The 24,921-nt window shown below is 68.3% G+C and carries 23 protein-coding genes; 19 read left to right on the top strand and 4 right to left on the bottom strand.

Features of this window, described 5'->3' with window-relative positions:
- Window positions 1-10 precede the first annotated feature (10 nt).
- Window positions 11-1,843, top strand: a complete 1,833-nt coding sequence (locus ACSZL9_RS11075; RefSeq protein WP_446665550.1) for an AMP-dependent synthetase/ligase — start codon at window positions 11-13, stop codon at window positions 1,841-1,843.
- 281 nt (window positions 1,844-2,124) lie between these two features.
- Window positions 2,125-4,080 (top strand): TIGR03960 family B12-binding radical SAM protein, encoded by a 1,956-nt coding sequence (locus ACSZL9_RS11080; protein WP_446665551.1) that lies wholly within the window; start codon window positions 2,125-2,127, stop codon window positions 4,078-4,080.
- Between the two features lie 2 nt (window positions 4,081-4,082).
- On the opposite strand, the gene ACSZL9_RS11085 is transcribed toward ACSZL9_RS11080, so the two are convergent.
- Window positions 4,083-4,541 (bottom strand): MarR family winged helix-turn-helix transcriptional regulator, encoded by a 459-nt coding sequence (locus ACSZL9_RS11085; RefSeq protein ID WP_446665552.1) that lies wholly within the window; start codon window positions 4,539-4,541, stop codon window positions 4,083-4,085.
- A 74-nt stretch (window positions 4,542-4,615) separates the two neighbouring features.
- Between ACSZL9_RS11085 and ACSZL9_RS11090 the strand changes: the two genes are divergently transcribed.
- Together ACSZL9_RS11090 and ACSZL9_RS11095 are read left to right on the top strand one after the other, a co-directional pair.
- A complete protein-coding gene (locus ACSZL9_RS11090; RefSeq protein ID WP_446665553.1) occupies window positions 4,616-4,984 on the top strand; it encodes a VOC family protein in 369 nt (122 codons plus the stop codon).
- Between the two features lie 228 nt (window positions 4,985-5,212).
- Window positions 5,213-7,237: a PhoX family protein gene (locus tag ACSZL9_RS11095; protein WP_446665554.1), complete on the top strand. Its 2,025-nt coding sequence runs from the start codon at window positions 5,213-5,215 to the stop codon at window positions 7,235-7,237.
- Window position 7,238: 1 nt separating this feature from the next.
- Here ACSZL9_RS11095 and ACSZL9_RS11100 read toward each other — a convergent pair whose 3' ends face one another.
- Together ACSZL9_RS11100 and ACSZL9_RS11105 are read right to left on the bottom strand one after the other, a co-directional pair.
- Window positions 7,239-7,514 carry a hypothetical protein gene (locus tag ACSZL9_RS11100; protein WP_446665555.1) on the bottom strand — a complete coding sequence of 92 codons (276 nt, stop codon included), beginning with the start codon at window positions 7,512-7,514 and terminating at the stop codon, window positions 7,239-7,241.
- A gap of 175 nt (window positions 7,515-7,689) precedes the next feature.
- Window positions 7,690-8,271, bottom strand: a complete 582-nt coding sequence (locus ACSZL9_RS11105; RefSeq protein WP_446665556.1) for a TetR/AcrR family transcriptional regulator — start codon at window positions 8,269-8,271, stop codon at window positions 7,690-7,692.
- A 105-nt stretch (window positions 8,272-8,376) separates the two neighbouring features.
- On the opposite strand from ACSZL9_RS11105, the gene ACSZL9_RS11110 reads away from it, so the two are divergent.
- The 10 genes from ACSZL9_RS11110 (at window position 8,377) to ACSZL9_RS11155 (ending at window position 20,414) form a co-directional block, all read left to right on the top strand.
- Window positions 8,377-9,888, top strand: coding sequence for an MFS transporter (locus tag ACSZL9_RS11110; protein WP_446665557.1), 1,512 nt, complete (start codon window positions 8,377-8,379; stop codon window positions 9,886-9,888).
- A 13-nt stretch (window positions 9,889-9,901) separates the two neighbouring features.
- The gene (locus ACSZL9_RS11115; RefSeq protein WP_446665558.1) at window positions 9,902-10,609 is read left to right on the top strand and encodes a TIGR03936 family radical SAM-associated protein; all 708 of its coding nucleotides are present in this window, start codon (window positions 9,902-9,904) and stop codon (window positions 10,607-10,609) included.
- Between the two features lie 303 nt (window positions 10,610-10,912).
- Window positions 10,913-13,612: an Rne/Rng family ribonuclease gene (locus ACSZL9_RS11120; protein WP_446665559.1), complete on the top strand. Its 2,700-nt coding sequence runs from the start codon at window positions 10,913-10,915 to the stop codon at window positions 13,610-13,612.
- A 181-nt stretch (window positions 13,613-13,793) separates the two neighbouring features.
- A complete protein-coding gene (gene rplU / locus ACSZL9_RS11125) occupies window positions 13,794-14,102 on the top strand; it encodes a 50S ribosomal protein L21 (protein ID WP_446665560.1) in 309 nt (102 codons plus the stop codon).
- Window positions 14,103-14,198: 96 nt separating this feature from the next.
- A complete protein-coding gene (gene rpmA, locus ACSZL9_RS11130; RefSeq protein WP_446665561.1) occupies window positions 14,199-14,465 on the top strand; it encodes a 50S ribosomal protein L27 in 267 nt (88 codons plus the stop codon).
- Between the two features lie 140 nt (window positions 14,466-14,605).
- Entirely contained in the window at window positions 14,606-16,144 is a 1,539-nt protein-coding gene (gene obgE / locus ACSZL9_RS11135; protein WP_446665562.1) for a GTPase ObgE, read from the top strand.
- A complete protein-coding gene (proB, locus tag ACSZL9_RS11140) occupies window positions 16,137-17,288 on the top strand; it encodes a glutamate 5-kinase (protein WP_446665563.1) in 1,152 nt (383 codons plus the stop codon). The genes obgE and proB overlap by 8 nt, the downstream gene beginning before the upstream one ends.
- A gap of 77 nt (window positions 17,289-17,365) precedes the next feature.
- Window positions 17,366-18,184 (top strand): DedA family protein, encoded by an 819-nt coding sequence (locus tag ACSZL9_RS11145; RefSeq protein ID WP_446665564.1) that lies wholly within the window; start codon window positions 17,366-17,368, stop codon window positions 18,182-18,184.
- Window positions 18,181-18,987 carry an SDR family oxidoreductase gene (locus ACSZL9_RS11150; RefSeq protein WP_446665565.1) on the top strand — a complete coding sequence of 269 codons (807 nt, stop codon included), beginning with the start codon at window positions 18,181-18,183 and terminating at the stop codon, window positions 18,985-18,987. Before ACSZL9_RS11145 ends, ACSZL9_RS11150 begins: the two co-directional genes overlap by 4 nt.
- Window positions 18,988-19,118: 131 nt before the next feature.
- A complete protein-coding gene (locus tag ACSZL9_RS11155; protein ID WP_446665566.1) occupies window positions 19,119-20,414 on the top strand; it encodes a glutamate-5-semialdehyde dehydrogenase in 1,296 nt (431 codons plus the stop codon).
- 141 nt (window positions 20,415-20,555) lie between these two features.
- On the opposite strand, the gene ACSZL9_RS11160 is transcribed toward ACSZL9_RS11155, so the two are convergent.
- A complete protein-coding gene (locus tag ACSZL9_RS11160) occupies window positions 20,556-21,560 on the bottom strand; it encodes a hydroxyacid dehydrogenase (protein WP_446665567.1) in 1,005 nt (334 codons plus the stop codon).
- 176 nt (window positions 21,561-21,736) lie between these two features.
- On the opposite strand from ACSZL9_RS11160, the gene ACSZL9_RS11165 reads away from it, so the two are divergent.
- From ACSZL9_RS11165 to ACSZL9_RS11185, 5 genes are read left to right on the top strand one after another with little or no spacing between them, the layout of a single operon-like run.
- Window positions 21,737-21,931 (top strand): hypothetical protein, encoded by a 195-nt coding sequence (locus tag ACSZL9_RS11165; protein ID WP_446665568.1) that lies wholly within the window; start codon window positions 21,737-21,739, stop codon window positions 21,929-21,931.
- A 2-nt stretch (window positions 21,932-21,933) separates the two neighbouring features.
- Window positions 21,934-22,542, top strand: coding sequence for a nicotinate-nucleotide adenylyltransferase (gene nadD, locus ACSZL9_RS11170; protein ID WP_446665796.1), 609 nt, complete (start codon window positions 21,934-21,936; stop codon window positions 22,540-22,542).
- The gene (gene rsfS / locus ACSZL9_RS11175; RefSeq protein WP_446665569.1) at window positions 22,539-22,895 is read left to right on the top strand and encodes a ribosome silencing factor; all 357 of its coding nucleotides are present in this window, start codon (window positions 22,539-22,541) and stop codon (window positions 22,893-22,895) included. Before nadD ends, rsfS begins: the two co-directional genes overlap by 4 nt.
- Complete coding sequence (locus ACSZL9_RS11180; protein ID WP_446665570.1) at window positions 22,892-23,554, top strand: histidine phosphatase family protein; 663 nt, start codon at window positions 22,892-22,894, stop codon at window positions 23,552-23,554. Before rsfS ends, ACSZL9_RS11180 begins: the two co-directional genes overlap by 4 nt.
- On the top strand, window positions 23,551-24,096 hold the full coding sequence (locus tag ACSZL9_RS11185) for a DUF4442 domain-containing protein (RefSeq protein WP_446665571.1): 546 nt from the start codon (window positions 23,551-23,553) through the stop codon (window positions 24,094-24,096). Before ACSZL9_RS11180 ends, ACSZL9_RS11185 begins: the two co-directional genes overlap by 4 nt.
- Window positions 24,097-24,921: the final 825 nt, after the last annotated feature.

The following is a 24,921-nucleotide window of genomic DNA, read 5'->3' on the forward strand; positions in this document are numbered from 1 at the left end:
GGCTCCGGCCATGACGATGTCACTGAGTGAAGAGCAGCCCGACCTGAAGGTCGTGGAAGGTCGCGCCACCTCGGTGGCACACCTATTCGTAGACCGGGTCGCCAAGACCCCTGATCGTGAAGCCTTCCGCTACCCGGTCGGGGAGCAGTGGCACTCGATCACCTGGAAGCAGGTGGACGAGCGCGCCCGGCACATCGCGGCCGGTCTCGCATCACTCGGCGTGGAGCCGAGCGACCGTGTCGCGGTCGCCTCGGCGACGCGCCTGGAGTGGGCACTGGCCGACCTCGGGATCATGCTGTGTGCCGCCGCCACCACCACGATCTACCCGTCGACCACGGCGGACGACGTCCTGTTCATCACCTCCGACTCGGGCAGCAAGGTCGTCTTCGCCGAAAATGAGGAGCAGGTCACCAAGCTGCGTGGCGGCCGTGACGTCATACCCGACGTGCAGAAGGTCGTGCAGATCGACGGAGCGGGTGACGGTGACTGGGTGATCAGCCTGGCCGAGCTGGAGAAGCTCGGCGCGGAATACCTCAGTGAGCATGAGGGTGCGCTCGAGGAGCGGATGGCGCAGCTCAAGCCGGAGTCCCTCGCCACGCTCATCTACACCTCCGGCACGACCGGCCGGCCCAAGGGAGTGCGGCTGCCGCACGACGCGTGGACCTACGAGGCAGCAGCCGTCGACTCGGTCGACATCCTCGGCGAGGACGACGTGCAATACCTCTGGCTGCCCTTGGCCCACGTCTTCGGCAAGGTGCTGCTGACCCTGCCGCTGCAGATCGGTTTCCCGACCGCGATCGACGGTCGCGTCGACAAGATCGTCGAGAACCTCCCGACCGTGCAGCCGACCTGGATGGGCGCCGCGCCGCGCATCTTCGAGAAGGTCTACGGCCGGATCACGACGATGATGGCCGACGAGGGTGGCGTCAAGGCGAAGCTCTTCGACTGGGCCAGCGGCAACGCCCGCAAGGTGGCCACGGCCCGCGCGGCGGGGGAGAAGGTCAGCCCGATCGTCAGCGCCCAGCATGCGATCGGCAACAAGATCGTCCTCGGCAAGATCCGTGAGCGGTTCGGCGGCCAGGTGCGCTTCTTCATCTCCGGCTCCGCGGCGCTCAACCAGGACGTCGCCCGCTGGTTCGACGCCATGGGTATGCCGATCCTCGAGGGCTACGGCCTGACCGAGACGTCCGCGGCATCGTGCGTCAACCGTCCCTATGCCAACAAGGTCGGCACCTGCGGTTGGCCGATCCCCGGCACGCAGATCAAGATCGCCGACGACGGCGAGGTGCTGGTGAAGGGCCCCGGCGTCATGCAGGGCTACCGAGGCCTGGACGACGTGACCGCGGAGACGTTGGTCGACGGATGGTTCCACACCGGCGACATCGGCGAGGTGCTGCCCACCGGGCACCTGAAGATCACCGACCGCAAGAAGGACCTCTTCAAGACCTCCAACGGCAAGTACGTCGCGCCGAGCCTGATCGAGGCGACGTTCAAGGGCATCTGCCCCTACGCCTCGCAGTTCGTGGTGGAGGGTGACGGCCGCAAGTTCGTGTCCGCACTGGTCACGCTCGACGAGGAAGCGATCATGGACTGGGGCGCCGCCAACGGCATGTCGGGCGCCGACTACCACACGGTCGTGACCTCCGACGCTGCCCGCGAGATGGTGCAGGGGTATGTCGACGAGCTCAACCTCGGCCTGAACCGCTGGGAGCAGATCAAGAAGTTCATCATCCTGCCACGTGACCTCACGGTCGAGGAGGGTGAGATCACGCCGAGCCTGAAGCTGAAGCGCAAGGTCGTCATCCGCAAGTTCCAGGAAGACCTCGACGGCCTGTACGACTGAAGGCGCTGATCGAGTAGCCCGCGAGGAACGAGTGGGCGTATCGAGATCAAGCACCGTTGGTCACCTTGGGTGTGCCTCCCGCACCACCCCGGCCGGTCTCACTCCACTGCACTCCGCTAGCGCTCCGCTCCGCTGCATAGGCCCGGCCGGGGTAGTGCACTCGGCGCTTCGGCGTCATCTGCCTGCCTGGTCGGGTCTGGCGACGGGCCGCGGCCATCTGACGGCCGTCACCAGATCAGTGGCGTTCCGTGGAGGGCCCCTCGCGCCATACTCTTGTCGGCATGGCAGGTGAGTCACTCTTCGCGCAGCTCGAGCCGTTGCTGGAGCAGGTCAGCAAGCCGATCCAGTATGTCGGCGGCGAACTCAACTCGAAGGTCAAGGACTGGCACTGCGGCGGCGTCGGCCCGCACGGCGAGGAGCTGACGGTCCGCTGGACGCTCATGTATCCCGACGCCTACGAGATCGGGCTGCCCAATCAGGGCGTCATGATCCTCTACGAGGTGCTGGGCGAGCGCCCGGACACGATCGCCGAACGTTCCTACTCGGTGTGGGCGGACATGGAAGCCGCGATGCGCGACGCCGGCGTGCCGCAGTTCACCGTCGACGGGCATCGGGCGGTGCGTGATTTCGACGTCTTCGGTTTCTCGCTGTCGACCGAGCTCGGCTACACCAACATGCTCACGGCGATCGACCTCGCCGGCATACCGCTGCATTCTGCGGACCGCACCGACGACGACCCGATCGTGCTGATCGGCGGGCATGCGGCGTTCAACCCGGAGCCGGTCGCGGACTTTATCGATGCCGCGGTCATCGGCGACGGTGAGGAGGCGTTGCTGCGGATCACCGACCTGATCAAGGCGTGGAAGGCCGAGGGCAGGCCCGGTGGCCGCCGCGAGCTCCTGCTGCGACTGGCCCGCACCGGTGGCGTCTATGTCCCCGCGTTCTACGACGTCGACTACCTGCCGGACGGCCGGATCAAACGGGTCGCCCCGTCACCGGCGGCACACGGCGTGCCGTGGCGCGTCTCCAAGCACACCGTGATGGACCTGGACGCATGGCCCTACCCCAAACAGCCGCTCGTGCCGCTCGCCGAGACGGTGCACGAGCGGATGTCGGTGGAGATCTTCCGTGGCTGCACCCGTGGCTGCCGCTTCTGCCAGGCCGGCATGATCACGCGCCCGGTGCGCGAGCGGTCGATCACCGGCATCGGTGAGATGGTCGAGAAAGGTTTGGCTGCAACGGGTTTCGAGGAAGTCGGGCTGCTGTCGCTCTCGTCGGCCGACCACTCCGAGATCGGCGACATCACCAAGGGCCTCGCCGATCGCTACGAAGGTAGCCAGACGGGCTTGTCGCTGCCGTCGACCCGGGTCGATGCGTTCAACATCGACCTCGCGAACGAGCTGACCCGCAATGGCCGGCGGTCCGGGCTGACCTTCGCTCCGGAGGGCGGCTCCGAGCGCATCCGCAAGGTCATCAACAAGATGGTGTCCGAGGAAGACCTGATCAACACCGTCGCGGCTGCCTTCTCCGCGGGCTGGCGTCAGGTGAAGCTCTATTTCATGTGCGGCTTGCCGACCGAGACCGACGAGGACGTGCTGCAGATCGCCGATCTGGCCAAGCGGGTCATCGAGACGGGCCGGAAAGTCAGCGGCCGCAAGGACATTCGCTGCACGGTGTCGATCGGCGGCTTCGTGCCCAAGCCGCACACACCCTTCCAGTGGGCCGCCCAGTTGGGCGCGGAGGAGACCGACGTCCGGCTCGCCAAGCTGAAGGACGCGATCAAGTCCGACCGCCGACTCGGATCCTCGATCGGCATGCGCTACCACGACGGCAAGCCGGGCATCGTCGAAGGACTGCTGAGCCGCGGCGACCGTCGGGTCGGTGCGGTCATCGAGGCCGTATGGCGCGACGGTGGCCGCTTCGACGGATGGAGCGAGCACTTCAGCTACGACCGCTGGATGGACTGCGCGGCAACGGCTTTCGAAGGATCGCCGGTGGATGTCGCGTGGTACACAACGCGTGAGCGGGACGAGAACGAAGTCCTGCCCTGGGACCATCTGGACTCCGGTCTGGACAAGGACTGGCTCTGGGACGACTGGCAGGACGCGATCGACGAGCGGGAGCTGGACGACTGCCGGTGGACGCCCTGCTACGACTGCGGCGTGTGCCCGCAGATGAACACCGAGATCCAGATCGGGCCCACCGGCAAGAAGCTGCTCCCACTGACGGTCATCTGACGTCACGCATCGTCGCCGACGTCCTGCAGTGAGCGGATCATGCTCCGCAGCATGTGGGATGCCACGGCCTGCTCGGTGTCGGTCAGTCCGGCGAGCATCCGGACCTCGACTGCACGCACTGCGGCGGACGCTTTGGCCAAGCTGCGCCGTCCGCGCGGGGTGAGCCGGGTGGGGAGGGCCTTGCCCACGGGAGCTGTCGTCGGCCGGGTCACGTGACCTTCGCGCTCGAGATTGCGCAGCAGCACGTTCATCGACTGTCGTGTCACGAACGTGCCGCGCGCGAGCTCGGAGTTGGACAGCCCGGGGCGTTGGGCGAGCAACTCCAGACAGGAGTAGTGCGTCACGTTCATCCCGAGGGGTCGCAACACCTCCTCCATGGCCGTCCGCAACGCGCTCGACGCTTCCTTCAGCAGGTAGCCCAGCGATGTCTCCAGGTCGACTCCAGCATCCCTTTGACTCATGTCAGTATTCTGACATACATTGATTGTGTCAGAAAACTGACACGAATCGAACGCATTCGACAAAGGAGCTCATCATGCCCGTCACCGGACCCGACTTCATCTCCCTTCAAGTGCGCGATCTCGCTGCGGCACAACGGTTCTACGAGCACTACCTCGGACTCGTGCGTTCCCCCGCAGGCCCTCCGCACGCCGTTGTCTTCGAGACCAAGCCGATCGCCTTCGCGTTGCGCGACGTCATCCCGGGCACGGATCTGAGCGCTGCACCGCATCCGGGCGTCGGCACCGCGATCTGGTTGCACGCCACGGACGTCCAGGCCATCCACGATGCGCTCGCCGCCGACTCGCACCCGATCGTCGCGGCGCCGGTCGACGGCCCCTTCGGCCGGACCTTCACCTTCGCCGATCCCGACGGATATCGGGTCACGCTGCACGACCGCGCCTGACCGGGTCTGACCCGGTCGGTGGCCGCCGCTTCTTGCAGGTTGTTCACCGCGTGGTCAGTTTGCGGACACCGCACGGCTCGCAGGCGCTTCTAGCGTCGCGATCGACGCCTGTTCGGAGGATCCGGCCGGCGTCACGATCCGTGCTGGGTCGGGCATCGTCCGTCTCGGCCCCGTCTCACCGTGAGGAAGTTGTTCGTGTCAGTAGAACCTCGCCTACGCAGCCTGCCCATGGCCGACCACGTTGTCGGCAAGCGGTCGCCCGTGACCTGCCAGCTCAAGTGCAGGAACGCCTGTCTCGCACCGGTCCCCAACACCTCGGACAACTCCACCTTCCGCGACATCGCGGGCGCGGCGCTGACCCGCCGGTCGCTGCTCGGCCTGGCCGGAGCGGGTGCGATCACCGTCGCCGCCGCGGCGGCGGGCGCGGCACCGGCAGCGGCGACGCCCGGCAAGGGCCACTGGCCCGGTGCAGGCATGTCGTTCCGGCCGATCGCCCCGGTCGCCAAGACGGTCGACGACTTCACCGTGCCGAAGGGGTGGCGCTGGGAGCCGATCATCCGCTGGGGCGACCCGGTGCTGCCCGGCGCCCCGGCGTTCGACCCGATGAAGCAGAGCGCTGCAGCGCAGGAGACGCAGTTCGGTTACAACAACGACTACACCGACATCATCGCCACCGACCGGCGCGGCCGTGAGGCACTGCTGGTCTGCAACCACGAATACGTCAACCCGGCGATCATGTATCCGCCGACGATGCCCGAGAGTGAGCAGCGTGCGGTGTCGCTGGCGGCACACGGCTTCTCGGTCGTCGAGCTGTGGCGTCCGCGTGCGGGAAAACCGTGGCGCACCAAGGACGTTCGCAAGGCAGCCCGCAACCGGCGGATCACCGGCCAGACGCCGTTCGCGTTCTCCGGTCCGGCTGCCGGCAGCAAGTTGTTGCGCACCAAGGCCGACCCGTCAGGGCGCCTGGCGCTCGGCACGCTGGGCAACTGCTCCGGTGGCACGACCCCGTGGGGGACAGTCGTGTCCGGTGAGGAGAATTTCAACGGCTACTTCCGCGCGGACGGCACCAGCGCGGAGCAGAAGCGTTACGGCCTGGCGAGCGGCGAGTCGTCATACGGCTTCGAGACGATCGACCCACGCTTCGATGCCCGCTCGGGCACCGGCTACGAGAACGAACCCAACCGCTTCGGCTGGGTCGTCGAGATCGACCCGTTCGAGCCGGACTCCACACCGGTCAAGCACACCGCGCTCGGCCGGCTGAAGCACGAGGGCGCCAACGTGATCCTGTCCGGTTCGGGCAAGGCGGTCGCCTACATGGGCGACGACGAGCGCTTCGACTATCTCTACAAATTCGTGTCCGCGGACGCCTACCAGCCCGGTCAGAGCCGCAGCGCGCGGGAGCACAACAAGACCCTGCTGTCGCAGGGCAACCTGTATGTCGCGCGGTTCAACGGTGACTCGCCGGTCGGCGAGATCGACGGCACCGGAAAGCTGCCGTCCGACGGCCAGTTCGACGGTTCCGGTGAGTGGATCGCGCTGACCGTGGACGGCGAGTCACGCGTGCCCGGGATGTCCGTCGAGGAAGTGCTGGTTTACACCCGGCTCGCGGCGGACAAGGTCGGCGCCACCAAGATGGACCGCTGCGAGGACGTGCAGCCGTCCCAGCAGTCCGGCAAGGTGTATGTCGTCTGCACGAACAACACCGACCGAGGCAAGGCCGGCAAGGAAGGCCCGACCGAGCCCAACCCGCGAAACGCCAACAAGCACGGGCACATCGTCGAGTTGACCGAGGTCGGCGACCAGGACTCCACGCGCTTCGCCTGGAACCTCGTGCTGGTGGCCGGTGACCCGGCGGCAGCCGACACCTACTTCGCCGGTTACCCCAAGGCGAAGGTGTCGCCGATCTCCTGCCCGGACAACGTCGCATTCGACAGTGAGGGCAATCTGTGGATCGCCACGGACGGCATGCCGAGCGCGATCGGACTGTCCGACGGGCTCTTCCGGATGCCGCTCACCGGACCCGAGCGCGGCCACGTCGAGCAGTTCCTCGCCGTGCCGCAGGACGCCGAGACCTGTGGACCGGTCGTCCACGACAAGGACCGGTTGGTCTTCGTCGCGGTGCAGCACCCCGGCGAGGACGGCAGCTGGGAGGAACAGCGCTCCTACTTCCCCGACTACGTGGGCCGCAAGGCGCACAAGGGGGAGTGGAAGGGCCCGCGTCCGTCCATCGTGCAGGCCTACCCGCTGACCTGAGTCACCCGAAAAGCGGTGCGGCGTGCGAGATTTCGCACGCCGCACTGCTTTCCTGCTCGCACAGATAGTGCCGGGTCTGAGTGCCGGTGTGCTCCTGGCTGCCGCCGGGCTGGGAAGCCGTGGCGTAGCTGATCGTCATCGGTGCGTTGTCTGCCGTCGTCAGCGTCGCGTGACACCCGCGGTGGTGCTCCCGGCAGGCACGATCTGGCTGGTGCACGACAGCTGCGACAGCGCCGAATGCCTTGCCGGAGTGCGAGATCGAGCGAAAGGCAGTCATCAAGAAGTTCCTCGGTCGGCCGGTGCAGGCTCGGCTGAGCTTGACGGGAACGCCGGCCGCAAGAGAGGTAAGCGAACGCGGCTGACCTGCGTGGAAGTCGTGGCTCAACAACGGGTGAATTTCCCGTGTGGTTGCGGGTGCGGCCCGCCGGCTGTGGACGAGAAGGCCGCTGCGGTCAGCGTGCCGGCTTCTGCACCCGTGCCCCGCGCAGATGTATGGCGATGCCCGGCGATGCGATGCGCACGACCTGCTCGGACGACAGGTCTGCCATGGCCGGCGCCTTCAGCACGTAGCGGGTCATCAGCAGCCCGGCGATGGTCATCAGGATGCCGGTGGCCCGCGCCTCGGCGTCGCGGCCGACCAGCTTGCCCTTGATCCGGTCGAGCAACTCGGTCTGCAGGAATTCAACGAAGCCGACCGGCCCCTCCTGCTGGGCGGCACTGGCGAGCACCGTCTGCACGAGAACGGGGCCGATCGTCGGGTCGTCCCACGCGCGCAGCACCGTGCGCAGGATGCGGGCCGGCCATTGGTCGATCGGTGCGTCCAGGGCCTCCTCGATCAGGTCACCCGGTCGCACCGGCAACTCCATCGAAGCCGCGAAAAGCCCCTGTTTCGAGGAGAAGTGGTAGCTCAGCAGTGCTACGTCGACTCCGGCGTCGCGGGCGATCGCACGCATGGAGGTCCCGGCGTACCCGCCGCTGAGGAAGCGGTCGCGTGCGATGCCGAGGATCTGCGCTCGGGTGTCGGGATTACCCACACGTCGTCCACGAGGTTTATTCATCACCGTTGAGCCTAGCGTTCGCCGGGGCGGATCGTCGTTGTCGACGCGATCACCCGGATCGCGAGGAGGAGGGTGCTGATCATGGATGTGCCGATCATGGATCGCACGAGGGGCGCACTGGTCGCAGTCTGCGTCGGTCTCGCCACGGTGGTGTCCGCGGTCTCGTCGCTGATGGTGGCTCTGCCGGACGTTGCCCGGCATACGGGAGCGACGCAGACCGATTTGTCTTGGATCGTCGACGGATACGCGCTCACCTTCGCGGCGCTGCTGTTGCCCGGCGGCTACCTCGGTGACCGTCTCGGACGACGCAGGGTGCTGCTCGGCGGGCTCGGGCTGATCATCGTCGCGGCTGCCGTCGGTGCGTCGGTCACCGGGCCCGGTGCACTCATCGCGGTCCGCGTGGTGATGGGTGTCGCCGCGGCGATGATCATGCCGGCGACGCTCTCCACGATCACTGCGACCTTCCCGCCCGCACAGCGGGTGAAGGGTGTCGCTGTCTGGGCCGGATTGGCCGGCGGCAGTGCGGTTCTCGGGCTTTTCGCGGCCGGGCTGTTGCTGGAGTGGTTCACCTGGCCGTCGATCTTCTGGTTCACGGCGGTGGTCGCCGTGGTGGCCGCGGTGCTGACGGTGCGCGAGGTCCCGGAGTCGCGGGCCGAGTCCACGGGTGGTTTCGACGCCGGAGGCACCGTCCTGTCGGTCGCGGGGCTCGGCGTGCTCGTCTACTCGATCATCGAGGCGCCGATCGAGGGCTGGGGGAGTGGGCGCACCATCGGCGGCCTCGCCGCCGGGGTCGTCATCCTGCTTCTCTTTGCTGTCTGGGAGTTGCGAAACAGTGCACCATTGCTGGACATTCGCCTCTTCAAGCATCGTGGATTCACGGCAGGCATGCTCACTGTGTCGTCGTTGTTCTTCGTCTTCTTCGGCTTCATCTTCGTCTTCATGCAGTTCCTGCAGTTCGTCCGCGGTTGGTTGCCGCTGGTGGCTGCATGCGCCGCTGCACCCATCGCGATCGGACTGTTGCCGGCGGCACGCCTTGCGCCATACATCGTGCGACGAGTGGGTGTCCGCGTCCTCTGCGGTGCGGGTATGACGCTGGTGGCCGTGGCGATGGCCGGCCTCGCCACGGTGGGGGCGGACACGTCCTATTGGGTGATCGCCGTGCTGTTGTGGATCGGCGGCACCGGCATGGGTTGGGCAATGACGCCCGCCACCGCGAGCATCACCGACGCGTTGCCGGCGGCGGAACAAGGTGTGGCCTCAGCGATGAACGACGTCGCACGGGAGGTCGGCGGAGCGCTCGGGATCGCGGTGCTGGGCAGTGTGCTGAGCAACGGCTACCGGTCGGCGCTGGATCTGCCGCCAGGGTCCGCCCGGATCGCCGACGCTGCTCGTGAATCCGTGGGTGCCGCAACACAATTCGGCGGTCCGGTGCGCGAGGCAGCACGTGATGCCTTCGTCACCGGGCTGGGCCAGACCCTCGGACTCGCCGCCGCGCTCATGATCGTGTGCGCAGGCGTGGTCGTCGCGGTGATCGGCGCGCGACGGAGGAATGCACCGGCGGAAGAGCCGGCGCAGTATGTCAGCACGCGCTGACTACCGTGGTGCGGTGGCCAGACAACGCGTCCCGGACGGACCCGAGCCCGATCCTGCAGTGCAACGCGTGCGAGTGCGTTACGCCAAGCGCGGCCGGCTGCGGTTCTCCTCGACGCGTGACTTCCAGCGCGCGCTGGAGCGCGCGGTCCGGCGGGCACAGATCCCCGTCGCGTTCTCTGCGGGGTTCCACCCGCACCCGCGGATCAGCTACGCCAACGCGGCACCCACCGGGACGGCGAGCGAAGCGGAGTATTTCGAGATCCTGCTCACCGAGGAGCGCGATCCCGAGCAGTTGCGCGACGCCCTCGATGCCGCGCTGCCGACCGACCTGGTCGTCCTCGACGTCGCGCCGGCGCTGCCCGGAGCCCTGGCGGACCGCCTGGAGGCGAGTTGTTGGCGACTGGATTTTGTGGCCGGCGACCTGGCCGCGGTCGAGTCGGCTGTCGGGCGACTGCTGGAGCGTGATGCGGCGACGGTGTCCCGGATGACCAAGAAGGGCGAGCGCGAGTTCGACGTGCGCGGCGCGATCGCCGCGATGAGCCTCGACGGAGCGAGCGCGATCGTCATACTGCGGCACCTGACACCGCTCGTGCGCCCGGACGACGTCCTCACCGCGTTGGGGATGTATGGCGGACTGCGCCCGACACGCCCGCCGCAGATCACTCGATTGAGCCAGGGGCCGTTGCAGCAGAACGCAACCATCGGAGACCCGCTGCGCTGAGACCGGCGAGCGGTCGAATGTATGCGACAATGCTTGTGGTCGTCGGCAGTGCCACAACCTGTTCGACGCCCCGTTGGCAGCTACTTGAGCCCGCGAGACCTCGCGATCAGCCGAGTGCAGGACCGACGGCGTCCGACCGGATGGGTGCCGCGACACGCGAACCCCCTACGTGACGTAACAGACGACTTTCGCGTCGCCACGGCGAGTGTTTCGACCGTGAGCGACGGCCCAACCGCGACATGCGGGTGTGCAGGCATTGCCTCGTTGTGGGTCACCCGCATGCTTGAGAAAGAAACGAGGGCTATGGCCCCGCAAGAGACCAACCCGTTCCTGGCACCCGACGCAGCCGAACCCGGCAACGACAGCCAGCCGCCGGCCGCATCGTCCACCGCACTGAACTTCGGCCTGTTGTTCCAGGCACCCGACCCGCAGACCGTCGCCCCGCGACGTGAGTCCGGACAGTCCGGCGACAAGGACAACGGCTCCCGCGACGACACCGCTCGCGACAACGGCAACAACCACGGCGAGAGCAACAGCAACAACAACAGCGACGACGACCACGACGACGACAACGAGGGCTCCTCGGGCAGCCGCTCCCGCCGCCGCGGCGGCCGCGGGCGCCGGGCCAAGGACGACTCCGACAAGAGCGGCGACAAGAACTCCGAGAAGAATGCCGACAACGGTTCTGGCAACGGGTCCGGCAATGGCTCCGGGAACGGTTCCGGGTCGGACTCCTCCGGCAAGGGCTCGAACGGCAAGCGCAACGACTCGGGCAAGAACACCAAGAAGGGTGGCGGCTCGGACAACGGCTCCGGTCCGGAGTCCTCGGACAGCAAGGACGACACCGACGGCCAGACCGACAGCAACCGCCGTCGCACCCGTCGGCGTCGCCGCAGCGGAGCGGCCACCGACGGCGACGACCCGCCCGGCACCGTCACCAAGGTGCGCGAGCCGCGCAAGGACCGCGACGAGGTCACCGCGATCAAGGGTTCGACCCGGCTCGAGGCCAAGAAGCAGCGCCGCCGTGAAGGCCGTGAGGCCGGCCGTCGCCGCACCGTGATCACCGAGGCGGAGTTCCTCGCCCGTCGCGAGAGCGTCGACCGCCAGATGGTCGTGCGCGACAAGGGCGGCCGCACCCAGATCGGTGTCCTGGAGGACGGCGTCCTGGTCGAGCACTACGTCTCGCGTGAGGTCCAGCAGGCCTCGATGGCCGGCAACGTCTACCTCGGCAAGGTCCAGAACGTCCTGCCGAGCATGGAAGCTGCGTTCGTCGACATCGGCCGCGGTCGCAACGCCGTCCTGTATGCCGGGGAGGTCAACTGGGACGCAGCCGGCCTGGAGAACGGCCAGGCCAAGCGCATCGAGAACGCCCTGAAGGGCGGCGACACGGTGCTGGTCCAGGTGACCAAGGACCCGATCGGCCACAAGGGCGCCCGACTGACCAGTCAGGTGTCGCTGCCGGGTCGCTTCCTGGTCTACGTCCCGGGCAACTCGATGACCGGCATCTCCCGCAAGCTGCCCGACACCGAGCGCTCGCGGCTGAAGAAGATCCTCAAGGAGATCGTCCCCAGCGACGCCGGCGTCATCGTCCGGACGGCTGCCGAGGGCGCCAGCGAGGCGGACCTGCGCGCCGACGTCGAGCGGCTGCAGGCCCAGTGGGAGAAGATCCAGTCCGACGCGAAGTCTGCGAGCGCCCCGAGCCTGTTGCACGGTGAGCCGGACCTGACCGTCCGAGTGATCCGTGACGTCTTCAACGAGGACTTCAGCAAGTTGGTCGTCTCCGGTGACAAGGCCTGGACCCAGGTTCACGACTACGTGAGCTCGGTCGCGTCCGATCTGGCCGAGCGGCTGGAGAAGTGGACGGGGGAGCAGGACGCCTTCGCCGTGCACCGCATCGACGAGCAGCTCGCCAAGGCGATGGACCGCAAGGTCTGGCTGCCCAGCGGCGGCTCGCTGATCATCGACCGCACCGAGGCGATGACGGTCATCGACGTCAACACCGGCAAGTTCGTCGGGTCGGGCGGCAACCTCGAGGAGACCGTCACCAAGAACAACATCGAGGCTGCCGAGGAGATCGTGCGCCAACTGCGGTTGCGCGACATCGGCGGCATCATCGTCGTCGACTTCATCGACATGGTGCTGGAGTCCAACCGTGACCTCGTGGTCCGCCGGTTGCTGGAGTGCCTGGGCCGGGACCGCACCAAGCACCAGGTCGCCGAGGTCACCTCCCTCGGTCTGGTGCAGATGACTCGCAAGCGGGTCGGCTCCGGGCTGGTCGAGGTGTTCTCCGAGCCGTGCGAGCACTGCGGCGGCCGCGGGATCATCGTGCACTCCGATCCGGTGGACAAGCCGTCCGGCGGGTCCGGCGGCGGCAACCGCTCCCGCAAGGGCAAGGCCAAGAAGCAGTCCGAGGAGCCGGCGAAGCCGTCCGGGCCGACCGCCGCGCAGATCGCTGCCGCCGCGCACGCCGCGGCACAGTCCGGCAGCAAGGCGGACGACGAGGTTCTGGACAGCACGGACGACAACACCGGCAGCACCGACACGGCGGTCGAGGCAGCCGACCAGTCCGCCGAGGACGTCTCCGGTGAGGTCTCCGAGAGCACCGACGTCAAGGACACCCGTCAGCGGGCCACGAAGCAGCCGAGCGGGAAGGTCGTGACCGGTCGAGCCGGTTCGCAGCGCGGCGCCGCTGCTTCGGCTGCGCCGGAGCAGGCAGACACGGAGCAGTCCGGCGCCGACACCACAGACACCACCGAGCAGCCGAAGCGCAAGCTGACCGGCCGCGCTCGCCGCAGGGCGACGTCGGCCGCCGGTGCAGCCCAGCACGTCGAGGCACCGGCCGTGGCGCCGACGGCGACGGTCGCAGCGTCGGACGCATCGGCTGCAGGTCAGTCGGGTGAATCGGCGGCACCGGTTGCCGCCGCGCCCGAGCCGGTTGCACCGAAGCGTAAGAAGCGCGCGCGAGTGGTGGCGCCTGCCGGGCCGCCGTCCGCTGACGACTGACGCCATACAACCGGCGGCATACAACCGACCCAGACAAGCAACACAGGATTTGGAGCAACACCGGCCCGGCCCGTAAACTCGTGCCTCGGTGTGCCCACCGCGCGGGCGTCCCGGTCAACCGGGGTAGCTGCCTGCCGGTCCCAAGACAAGTTGCGCATCCATGACGAAAGAGAGTTCCGACGTGTACGCGATTGTTCGCGCAGGCGGTCGCCAGGAGAAGGTCTCCGTGGGCGATGTCCTGACCATTGACAAGGTCGCCACCCAGGCCGGCGAGAGCATCGAGCTCCAGCCGCTGCTGCTGGTCGACGGCTCCACCGTGACCAGCGACGCCGCGAAGCTGGCCAAGGTCACGGTCAAGGCCGAGGTGATGAAGTCGGCCAAGGGCCCGAAGATCACCATCATCAAGTACAAGAACAAGACCGGCTACCGCAAGCGTCAGGGTCACCGTCAGCCGCTGACCCAGGTCAAGGTCACCGAGATCAACGCCTGATTACCCCACGAAGCGTTCCGCTCGTTCCACGCGCTGATACTTCGCGGGACACGGATCTTCGTTTCTGAACTCATCTCTCAAGAAAAGGCTTAAGACATGGCACACAAGAAGGGTGCGTCCTCGACCCGCAACGGTCGGGACTCCAACTCCCAGCGTCTCGGTGTGAAGCGCTTCGGCGGCGAGGTCGTCGGCGCCGGCGAGATCATCGTCCGCCAGCGCGGCACGCACTTCCACCCCGGTGAGGGCGTCGGCCGCGGCAAGGACGACACGCTGTTCGCGCTGCGCGCGGGCGCGGTCCAGTTCGGGGCCAAGCGCGGCCGCAAGACCGTCAACGTCGTGCTGGCCGAGAGCGCCGAGGCCTGAGCCAGGCGTCAGCCACACAGCACCTCGCGGAAGGGGGTGGGTCCGAGATGATGCGGACCCACCCCTTTTTGCCGTCATACCCAGCGCATCGTCATACCCGCACCAGCTCTATTTCTGGTTCACAGTCCTAGGAGAATCACGTGGCCACCAACTTCGTGGACCGAGTGGTCCTGCACGTGCGTGCCGGCCACGGCGGGCACGGCGTCGCATCGGTGCACCGGGAGAAGTTCAAGCCGCTCGGCGGACCTGACGGCGGCAACGGCGGCAAGGGCGGCAGCGTGGTCCTGGCTGTCGACCCGCAGTCGACGACGCTGCTGGAATACCACCACAGCCCGCAGCGGGTGGCTCCCAACGGCCGTCCCGGCGCCGGTGACGAGAAGAACGGCGCCGACGGCGACGACCTGGTCCTGCAGGTGCCCGAGGGCACGGTGGTCAAGAACTCCCGCGGCGAGGTGCTCGCCGACCTTGTCGGCGCCGGCACGACCTTCGTTGCCGCCAGGGGCGGCCGTGGCGGGCTGGGTAACAAGGCGCTGGCCTCGCCCCGACGCAAGGCGCCCGGCTTCGCCCTGCTCGGTGAGCCGGGCGAGGAGTCGGACATCACGCTGGAGCTGAAGACGCTCGCCGACGTGGCGCTGATCGGTTTCCCATCGGCTGGCAAGTCGAGCCTGGTCTCGGTCATGTCCGCGGCAAAGCCGAAGATCGCCGACTACCCGTTCACCACGCTGGTGCCCAATCTCGGTGTGGTCACTGCGGGTTCGCAGCGTTACACCATCGCCGACGTGCCCGGCCTGATCCCCGGTGCGAGTCAGGGCAAGGGCCTCGGGCTGGAGTTCCTGCGGCACGTGGAGCGCTGCTCGGTGCTCGTGCACGTCGTCGACTGCGCGACGCTTGAGCCCGGCCGCGACCCGATGTCGGACCTGGACGTCATCGAGCAGGAGCTCGCCGAGTATGTCGCCGACGACACCCTCGGCGGCAAGCCGCTCTCGGAGCGCACTCGCATCGTCGTGCTCAACAAGGCCGACGTGCCCGATGCCCGCGAGCTGGCCGAGATGGTCAAGTCCGACCTGGAGGAGCGCGGCCTGGAGGTGCACATCGTCTCCGCGGTCGCACACATCGGGCTGAAGGAGCTGAGCTTCTCCCTCGCGAAGCATGTCGAGCGGGCCCGCGCGGAGATCGAATCCAACATCGTGCCGCAGCGGATCGTGGTGCGGCCCAAGGCTGTTGACGACTCCGGCTTCCGGATCCGCAAGGAGAAGCACGGCAACGACGACGTCTTCCGCATCATCGGTGAGCGCCCCACCCGCTGGGTCCGGCAGACCGACTTCGCCAACGACGAGGCCGTCGGCTACCTCGCCGACCGACTCAATCGGCTCGGCGTCGAGGAGCAACTCTTCAAGGCGGGCGCGGTGCCCGGCTCGACGGTGCTCATCGGCCCCGAGGACAACGCCGTCGTCTTCGACTGGGAGCCGACGATGGCCACCGGTGCCGAGCTGCTCGGCCCGCGCGGCACGGACCTGCGCCTGGAGGAGCCCGGCGGTCGAGCGACCCGCGCCGAGAAGCGCGAGGAGTTCCACCGCCGCAAGGACGCCCAGCGGGAGGCCCGCGAGGAGCTGGATGCCGAGCGCAAGGCCGGACTGTGGACCGACCGCGACCCCACAGTGATCGACAGCGATGACTGATCACGACGCGTCCGCACAGCGCCGCGCGCTCGCGTCGGCCGCGACTGTTGTGGTCAAGGTCGGCTCCAGCTCGCTCACCGGCGAGCGTGGCGGGCTGGACCCGGCCCGGTTGACCGCGCTCACCGATGTGCTCGCCGCCCGCCGGTTGGCCGGCAGCAACGTCGTGCTGGTCTCGTCCGGTGCGATCGCGGCCGGCATGGTCCCTCTCGGGCTGCCGCGCCGTCCCCGGGACCTGGCCACCCAGCAGGCAGCGGCGAGCGTCGGCCAGGGTGCGCTGCTGGCGGCATACAACCTCGCGTTCGGGCGGCACGGACTGACCAGCGGTCAGGTGCTGCTCACCGCCGACGACGTGACCCGCCGCGGGCACTATGTCAACGCCCGGCGCACCATCGAGCGGTTGCTCGCCCTCGGCGTCGTGCCGGTCATCAACGAGAACGACACCGTGGCCACCCACGAGATCCGCTTCGGTGACAACGATCGGCTGGCCGCCCTGGTCGCCCACCTGATCAACGCCTCGGCGCTGGTGCTGCTGTCCGACGTCGACGCCTTGTATGACGCCCCGCCCACCCACCCCGGCGCCCGGCGCATCGGGGAGGTCGACGACCGGGCGGGCCTGGACCGGATCGACATCGGCGGGTCCGGCAGCGCCGTCGGCACCGGCGGCATGGTGACCAAGATCGAAGCCGCCGAGATCGCCACCGCTGCCGGTGTCCCGACCGTGCTGACCTCCACGGCGCTGGCGGGTGCGGCGCTGGCCGGCGAGGACGTCGGCACGTTCTTCACGCCGCAGGGGCATCGGCCCAGCGCTCGGCAGTTGTGGCTGCGTTATGCGACCTCGCCGCAGGGCACGCTGATCATCGACGACGGTGCGGTGCAGGCCGTCACCCGACGGGGGAAGTCGCTGCTGCCCGCGGGGATCCGTGACGTGTCCGGGCACTTCACCGCGGGTGACGCCGTTGATCTGGTGGATGAGTCCGGCGTCGTGGTCGCTCGCGGCCTGGTCAATTACGACGCGAAGGAGCTGCCCGACCTGTTGGGACACAACACCCACGAGCTGGCACGCACACTCGGCCCGACCTACGAGCGGGAGGTCGTGCACCGCGACGACCTGACGGTGTTGCAGCCGCGGACGACGACCGGATGAGCCCGGCCGACGGGGATGCCGATCCGGTGCGTGACCCGCGGCACGACACGAACGAGGGGATGCACGAGGATGGTGGCGTGAGCGATCGCAGCGAGGCACTGGACGCGGCCCGGCTGCGCGAGCGGCCGGTGCCCGAGTCGGACGCGGAGGCGGAGGCGTTGGCCGCCGAGGCGCAGGAGGAGGAGCCGCCCACGAAGGAGTGGTGGGACGACCCCCGGATGCCGTGGAAGGGCAAGCCCGGCAAGTCCGACATGTGGTGCATCGGGCTGATCATCGCCACCGGCATCTACGGCATGGCCACGATCCCCGTCCGACCGTGGATCTTGGGCAACTTCTCAGCGCCTGCACGCGACTACATCCTGGCCTGCTTCAGTGGATCCAACATCGCGATGGTCGACATCGGCGCGCTGATGCGGGTCGGTCAGCACCAGCAGTTCTGGTGGCTGGCGATCATCGCTGCCTCTCTGACGTCGATCAAGTTCGACTGGCTGTGGTGGTGGGCCGGTCGACTGTGGGGTCGTGGCGTGATCGACATGATCGCGGCACGGTCAAAATGGGCTGCGCGCACGGCCTACTGGGCCGAGAGCATTGCCCGCCGCTTCGGCGGCCCGGCGGTCTTCCTGGTGTGGTTCATCCCGCTGCTGCCCAGCTCGATCGTCTACGCATTCGTCGGTGACGCCCGCATGACGTTGCGCCGCTTCCTGCTCATCGACTTCGCCGCCGGGCTGGTCTACCGAGGGCTGTGGATGTATGCCGGCTACCGGATGGGCGAGCCGGCCAAGGACCTGGTCAACCAGCTGGCCAAATACAGCCTCTACCTGACCATCGGCGGCATCATCATCGTCTTCATCGGGGTGTACCGCCAGCAGCGTCGTTTCGCGGCGTCCGGACAGTGAGGGTCCTCGTCACAGGTGGCACCGGATACCTCGGTGCCGCGCTGGTTGCCGCCGCACGTGCAGCGGGCCACGACGCCGTCGCCGTCTCACGCGGGTCGGAGGTTCGCCTCGACATCACCGACGCCGACGCGTGTCGAGCCGTCATCGCCCAGGTCGCCCCGGATGTTGTCATACACACGGCATACGACCCGGGTGACTGGCGGGTGACGGCCGACGGTGCGGTCAACGTGGCGCTCGCGACCGACGCGGCCGGTGCGCACCTGGTCTTCGTCTCCTCCGACGCCATCTTCTCCGGACGCGCCGCTTCGTATGACGAACAGGCGGCGCCCGACCCGATCACGCCGTACGGCGCGGCGAAGGCCGCCGCGGAGACGGCGATCCGTGCGCTGGCGCCGACATCGACGATCGCCCGAAGCTCTCGCATCCTCGGCCCGGACTCGTCCATCGAGCGGCTCGTCCACGAGCTCGCGGCCGGTGCTGACGGTGTGCTGTTCGCCGACGACATCCGTTGTCCGGCGCACCGCGACGACCTGGCGGCCGCGCTGCTGGAACTGGCCGAGGCACGACGACCGGGCACATTCCACTGCGGCGGCGTCGACGCGGTGAGCCATGCCGACATGGGCAGGCTGATCGCGGCGCGTGACGGGCTGGACTTCGAGGCGATCCGCATCGGATCGCGTGCGGCGCTCGGTCCCGGCCAGCAGCTCGAGGTGCGACTGGACTCCCGGCAGACCCAGTCCGTGCTGCGCACCCGGCTGCGCGGCGTGCAGGAGTTCCTGGCGCACCGCCGAACCCGACCCTGACGGTCCGATTCACCGCTGACGGTCGAATTCGACCGTCAGCGGACAATACGACCGTCAGAGTCGCCCACGGGTCGGTGTCCGGGTGGCGAATGCCCGAACGCGAAGGCTCGAACCACTTCTACGCTAGTGACATGACCAGCACGATCGATCAACCCACCCGCGCGGACGCGTCGAGTCGTCTCCACGAGGCCGGCGGAGCGGCGAAGGTCGCAGCCAAGCACCTCGCGTTGCTCACCCGAGCTGACAAGGACGCGGCACTGCACGCACTGGCCGACGCGTTGCTCGCCTCGACCGACCGCATTGTGGCCGCCAATGAGGCGGATCTGTTGCGCGGACGCGAATCGGGTATGCCGGACGGTCTGCAGGACCGCTTGCGGCTGACGCCGGAGCGAGTCGCCGCGATCGCTGAGGCGCTGCGCCAGCTGGCCGCGCTGCCCGATCCGATCGGCGACGTGGTGCGTGGCTCCACCCTCGCCAACGGCCTGCAGTTGCGGCAGGTCCGCGTGCCGATGGGCGTTGTCGGCATGGTCTACGAGGCACGCCCCAATGTCACCGTCGACGCCGCCGGACTCGGGCTCAAGAGCGGCAACGCGATGATCCTGCGAGGGGGTTCCGCTGCAGCCGACACGAACCGGGTGATCGTCGATGTGCTGCGGAATGCCTTGCAGGAGCAGGGCATTCCCGCCGATGCGGTCCAGTTGTTGGACGGCGGACACGAGGACGTCGATGCACTCATCACCGCCCGCGGCTTGGTCGACCTCGTCATACCGCGCGGCAGTGACCGGCTGATCCAGGCAGTCGTGCAGGGTGCGACGGTGCCGGTCATCGAGACGGGCGTCGGCAACTGCCACGTGTATGTCGACGCTGCCGCGGACGTCGAGCAGGCGGTCGCGATCGTGCTCAACTCCAAGACGCACCGCCCGAGCGTGTGCAACGCGGCGGAATCGTTGCTCGTGCACCGTGACATCGCGGACGCCGTGCTCCCGCAGCTGTATGACGCACTGACCTCCGCACATGTCGCGTTGCACACCGATCAGCGTGCTTCGGAGATCGCGGAGCGGGGGAGCACGCCATACACGCCGGCGACAGAGGTCGATTTCGCGACCGAGTACCTCGACCTGCAGATGAGCGTCGCCGTCGTCGACGACGTCGATGCCGCGATCGCGCACATCGATCGCTTCGGATCGGGCCACACCGAAGTCATCGTCACCGCGGACCGCGCGGCTGCACGCCAGTTCGTGGCCCGTGTCGACGCAGCGGTCGTGACCATCAACGCGTCGTCCCGGTTCACCGACGGCGGTGAATTCGGCTTCGGCGCCGAGATCGGCATCTCCACCCAGAAGCTGCACGCGCGCGGCCCGATGGGCCTGCAGGAGCTGACCAGCACCAAATGGGTCGTGGAGGGCGACGGCCAGATCCGCTCCTGACCGAGAAGCGCACATTCGGACCGTCGCCCAAGCTGGTCGAGTAGGTCGAGCCGCTAGGCGAGACCGTATCGAGACCAAGCGGCGTAGAAGGCCGACCCGATTTGCTGGTCCTCTCGGTCGCTTTCTACGCCTTTCGGTGCATCAGGCGGTGATCGACCAGGTGGCCGGATCGACCGGGTGCGCGGGCGGGCGCCCGTCGGCGATGCGCTCGACCTCGTCCGCGGCGGCGTCCGCGAGCCGGGTCAGCTCGGCGCCGAGCGACCCTGCCAGGTGCGGGGTCAGCAGGACGTTCGGGTCGTCGTGGAAGGGATGGTCTGCCGGCAGCGTCCATGGCGTGGTCACGTCGAGCACGGCGAACAGATCCCGCCGGCGGAGCCGCTCGACCAGCGCGTCCTGGTCGATCAGCTCCCCGCGTGCGGTGTTGATCAGGGTGGTGCCCGGCCGCAGCAGGTCCAGCGCCCCGGCGTCCAGCAGGTGCCGGGTCTCGGGCAGCGACGGGGCGTGCACGCTGACGATGTCGCACGTCGCCAGCAGCGTCGGGAGCTCGGCGAGCTCCACCCCGAGTTCGGCGGCCTCGGAGCTGCTCAGGAACGGGTCCGAGACGACGATCTGGACGTCATACGGCTGCAGCAGTTGTATGACGTCACGGCCGATCTTCGAGGCGCCGATGATGCCGATCCGCTTGCCGTAGTTGCCCATTCGCGGGAAGAGCGCGTCCGGCTCGAAGGCTTCGCGTCGCTCGTGGAGCGCCCGGGCGATCTGCAGGACGTTCTTGCCGGCAAGCAGGATCATTGCCACGGTGTATTCAGCGACCGGGCGGGCGTTGGCGTCCGCGGCAGACGTGACGACGATGTCCCGGTCCCAGCACGCCTGTGTCACGAGCTGTTTCACCGAGCCCGCGGAGTGGACGACAGCCCGCAGGGCGGGCGCTCGGGCGACGACTGCGGCGTCGATAGTCGGCGTCTCCCAGCCGGTGACCAGCACCTCCACCTCGCGCAACACGCGGTCTGCGACGGCACCGTCGAAGGACGGGATCGGGTCGTCCTGCAACAGGCTTCCGGCGCGGCGGATCCGATCCACCTGGCGCTCGCCGAAGACCCGCTCGAACGTGGTGTTCGGCATCGCGAACGCGACCGTCGGCTGCACTGTGACTCCTTCTCTTCGGGACCGTTTCCGAGGCCGTCTTCGGGCTGATTTCGGGGCCGGCACAGGGGCCTGCCGGTCAGCTGTCAGCGTGTCACATCGGCGCACCGCGGTGGCCCCTGCGCGGGATCGACGCCACCGGTGAAAACGTGTGCGTCATACCCGGTAGGCTGTCGCGCATGAGGTCGTCCCTGGTCCAGCTAGCAACAGACTCCAGCGTTCCCAAGCTGGAGGAGAACCACCTGCCCATGCCGCACTGGATGTATGGCGCACTTGCGATGGTCATCTTCCTGCTGCTGCTCGGCATCGTGTGGTCATTCCGCAACGCCGGCGCCCCCTACCGTGACGGCGCCGAAGGCGAGAAGGAGCACTGACCATCCGGCTGGGCGTGATGGGTGGCACCTTCGATCCCATCCACCACGGTCACCTCGTTGCCGCCAGTGAGGTGCAGGCACGCCTGGATCTCGACGAGGTGGTCTTCGTCCCGACCGGCCAGCCGTGGCAGAAGGAAGGCCGCGGGGTCACCTCGGCCGAGCACCGCTACCTGATGACGGTGATCGCGACGGCATCCAACCCGCGCTTCACCGTCAGCCGGGTCGACATCGACCGGCCCGGACCGACCTACACGCTCGACACGCTCACCGACCTGCGGGCCCAGCGCCCGGATGCCGAGTTGTTCTTCATCACCGGTGCCGACGCGCTCGCGCAGATCCTGTCGTGGCGGGGCGTGGAGCAGATGTGGCCGCTGGCGCAGTTCATCGGGGTGACCCGGCCCGGGCACATCCTGTCCGACCGGGGGCTGCCGCGCGATCATGTGCGGCTGATGGAAGTCCCCGCGATGGCGATCAGCTCGACCGACTGCCGACAGCGGGTCATGGACGACGAGCCGGTCTGGTATCTCGTGCCGGACGGTGTCGTCCAATACATCGGCAAATATCAGCTCTACAAGCCGGATGCCGGCGAGATGAAGGAGGCGTCAAGGTGACCGCGACCGCACGTGCCATCGACCTGGCCAGGGCCGCGGCCGCCGCGGCGGAGGAGAAGCTCGCGACGTCGGTCGTCGCGATCGACGTCAGTGACCAGCTGGGGTTGACCGACGTCTTCCTCGTCGTTTCCGGTGAGACCGAGCGCCAGGTGGCCTCGATCGTGGATGCGATCGAGGAGCGCCTGCACGAGCTGGGCAGCAAGCCGATCCGTCGGGAGGGCAATCGTGAGGGCCGTTGGGTGCTCATCGATTTCGACGACATCATCGTGCATGCGCAGCACGACGAGGAACGTGAGTTCTACGCCCTCGAGCGCCTGTGGCGCGACTGCCCGACCATCGACCTGCGCCAGTGAGCGCCGCTCCCCGGCACCTGATCGTATGGCGCCACGGTGAGACCACCTACAACGCTGCCGGCCGGTGGCAGGGGCAGTTCGACGCGCCGTTGTCTGACCGCGGCCGCGAGCAGGCCGCGACTGTCGCCGAACACCTTGCCCAGCAAGACATTTCGCGGATCGTTGCCTCGGACCTGACGCGCGCCGCCGACACCGCGAAGGCGCTCGCGAGTGTGTGTGACGCGCCGTTGACGTTCGACGAGCGCTTCCGGGAGGTCAACGTCGGTGACTGGGCCGGTATGACGACGGCGGAGATCCGCGCGCGGCAACCCGAGGAGTTGCAGAAGCTGGCCGCCGGCGAGGACGTGCGTCGTGGCGGGACCGGCGAGACGATGGTCGAGGTCTGCGAGCGGACGACTGCTGCCGCCCGCGAGGTGATCGCGGACTTGCGACCGGGGGAGACCGCTGTGATCGCGACGCACGGCTTCGCCGCACGCGTGCTGTGTGCGTCGCTCGCCGGCATACCGCAGTCGGTGGCCCTGAAATCCTTCCAGGGCATGGGCAACTGCCACTGGGCCCTGCTCGCCGAGCAGCGCGGGAGTTGGCTGCTCGCCGGTTGGAATCTGCGACGTACTCCCTTGAACACCCCGTCGAGCAAGCCCGAGGTGACGTCCCGATGAGCGGCAAGAAGTCGTCGAAATTCGGTGAGCGGCGGTCGATTCCGCCGCGGTGGTTTGCTCGCGCGATGTGCTTCTATCCGCCGTTGCTCGGTGCGGGTATCCGGGTGCGGGAGTTCTCCGACGACTGGACCGTATGCCGCACCGAGTTGCGGCTCAACCGCTTCAACCGCAACCAGCAGGGCACTGCGTTCGGTGGGTCCATCGGCTCGATGTCCGACGCCTTCTTCGCGCTGCTGTTGTGGAGTCAGCTCGGCAAGGGCTACCACGTGTGGGACACCAAGGCCGAGATCGACTACCTCAGTCCTGGCGTGTCCACCGTGCACGGCCGCTTCGAGGTGCCTCGCGAGGTGGCGGAGCAGATCCGGGCAGAGGCCGAGTCCGGGCAGAAGGTCCTGCACTGGTTCGAGACCGACCTGACGCTCGACGACGGCACGGTCGTGGCGCACGTGCGCCGCCAGGTCTATGTGCGCAAGCGCCGCCCCAAGCCGGCCGACTCGCGCGACAAGGTGGTCGAGTCGCGCGACACCAAGGTGGTCGAGTAGCGGGGGAGCGAAGCGGAGGAGCGCGGCAGCGCAAGGTGGTCGAGTAGCGGGGGAGCGAAGCGGAGGAGCGCGGCAGCGCAAGGTGGTCGAGTAGCGGGGGAGCGAAGCGGAGGAGCGCGGCAGCGCAAGGTGGTCGAGTAGCGGGGGAGCGAAGCGGAGGAGCGCGGCAGCGCAAGGTGGTCGAGTAGCGGGGGAGCGAAGCGGAGGAGCGCGGCAGCGCAAGGTGGTCGAGTAGCGGGGGAGCGAAGCGGAGGAGCGCGGCAGCGCAAGGTGGTCGAGTAGCGGGGGAGCGAAGCGGAGGAGCGCGGCAGCGCAAGGTGGTCGAGTAGCGGGGGAGCGAAGCGGAGGAGCGCGGCAGCGCAAGGTGGTCGAGTAGCGGGGGAGCGAAGCGGAGGAGCGCGGCAGCGCAAGGTGGTCGAGTAGCGGGGGAGCGAAGCGGAGGAGCGCGGCAGCGCAAGGTGGTCGAGTAGCGGGGGAGCGAAGCGGAGGAGCGCGGCAGCGCAAGGTGGTCGAGTAGCGGGGGAGCGAAGCGGAGGAGCGCGGCAGCGCAAGGTGGTCGAGTAGCGGGGGAGCGAAGCGGAGGAGCGCGGCAGCGCAAGGTGGTCGAGTAGCGGGGGAGCGAAGCGGAGGAGCGCGGCAGCGCAAGGTGGTCGAGTAGCGGGGGAGCGAAGCGGAGGAGCGCGGCAGCGCAAGGTGGTCGAGTAGCGGGGGAGCGAAGCGGAGGAGCGCGGCAGCGCAAGGTGGTCGAGTAGCGGGGGAGCGAAGCGGAGGAGCGCGGCAGCGCAAGGTGGTCGAGTAGCGGGGGAGCGAAGCGGAGGAGCGCGG

It is taken from the genome of Flexivirga sp. B27, assembly GCF_052905685.1.

Bases quoted from the DNA above. Each gene is read 5' to 3' on its own strand.
- ACSZL9_RS11075 (WP_446665550.1), top strand. From the start codon at position 11: ATGACGATGTCACTGAGTGAAGAGCAGCCCGACCTGAAGGTCGTGGAA.
- ACSZL9_RS11080 (WP_446665551.1), top strand. From the start codon at position 2,125: ATGGCAGGTGAGTCACTCTTCGCGCAGCTCGAGCCGTTGCTGGAGCAG.
- ACSZL9_RS11085 (WP_446665552.1), bottom strand. From the start codon at position 4,541: ATGAGTCAAAGGGATGCTGGAGTCGACCTGGAGACATCGCTGGGCTAC.
- ACSZL9_RS11090 (WP_446665553.1), top strand. From the start codon at position 4,616: ATGCCCGTCACCGGACCCGACTTCATCTCCCTTCAAGTGCGCGATCTC.
- ACSZL9_RS11095 (WP_446665554.1), top strand. From the start codon at position 5,213: ATGGCCGACCACGTTGTCGGCAAGCGGTCGCCCGTGACCTGCCAGCTC.
- ACSZL9_RS11100 (WP_446665555.1), bottom strand. From the start codon at position 7,514: ATGACTGCCTTTCGCTCGATCTCGCACTCCGGCAAGGCATTCGGCGCT.
- ACSZL9_RS11110 (WP_446665557.1), top strand. From the start codon at position 8,377: ATGGATGTGCCGATCATGGATCGCACGAGGGGCGCACTGGTCGCAGTC.
- ACSZL9_RS11120 (WP_446665559.1), top strand. From the start codon at position 10,913: ATGGCCCCGCAAGAGACCAACCCGTTCCTGGCACCCGACGCAGCCGAA.
- rpmA (WP_446665561.1), top strand. From the start codon at position 14,199: ATGGCACACAAGAAGGGTGCGTCCTCGACCCGCAACGGTCGGGACTCC.
- proB (WP_446665563.1), top strand. From the start codon at position 16,137: ATGACTGATCACGACGCGTCCGCACAGCGCCGCGCGCTCGCGTCGGCC.
- ACSZL9_RS11155 (WP_446665566.1), top strand. From the start codon at position 19,119: ATGACCAGCACGATCGATCAACCCACCCGCGCGGACGCGTCGAGTCGT.
- ACSZL9_RS11165 (WP_446665568.1), top strand. From the start codon at position 21,737: ATGAGGTCGTCCCTGGTCCAGCTAGCAACAGACTCCAGCGTTCCCAAG.
- ACSZL9_RS11185 (WP_446665571.1), top strand. From the start codon at position 23,551: ATGAGCGGCAAGAAGTCGTCGAAATTCGGTGAGCGGCGGTCGATTCCG.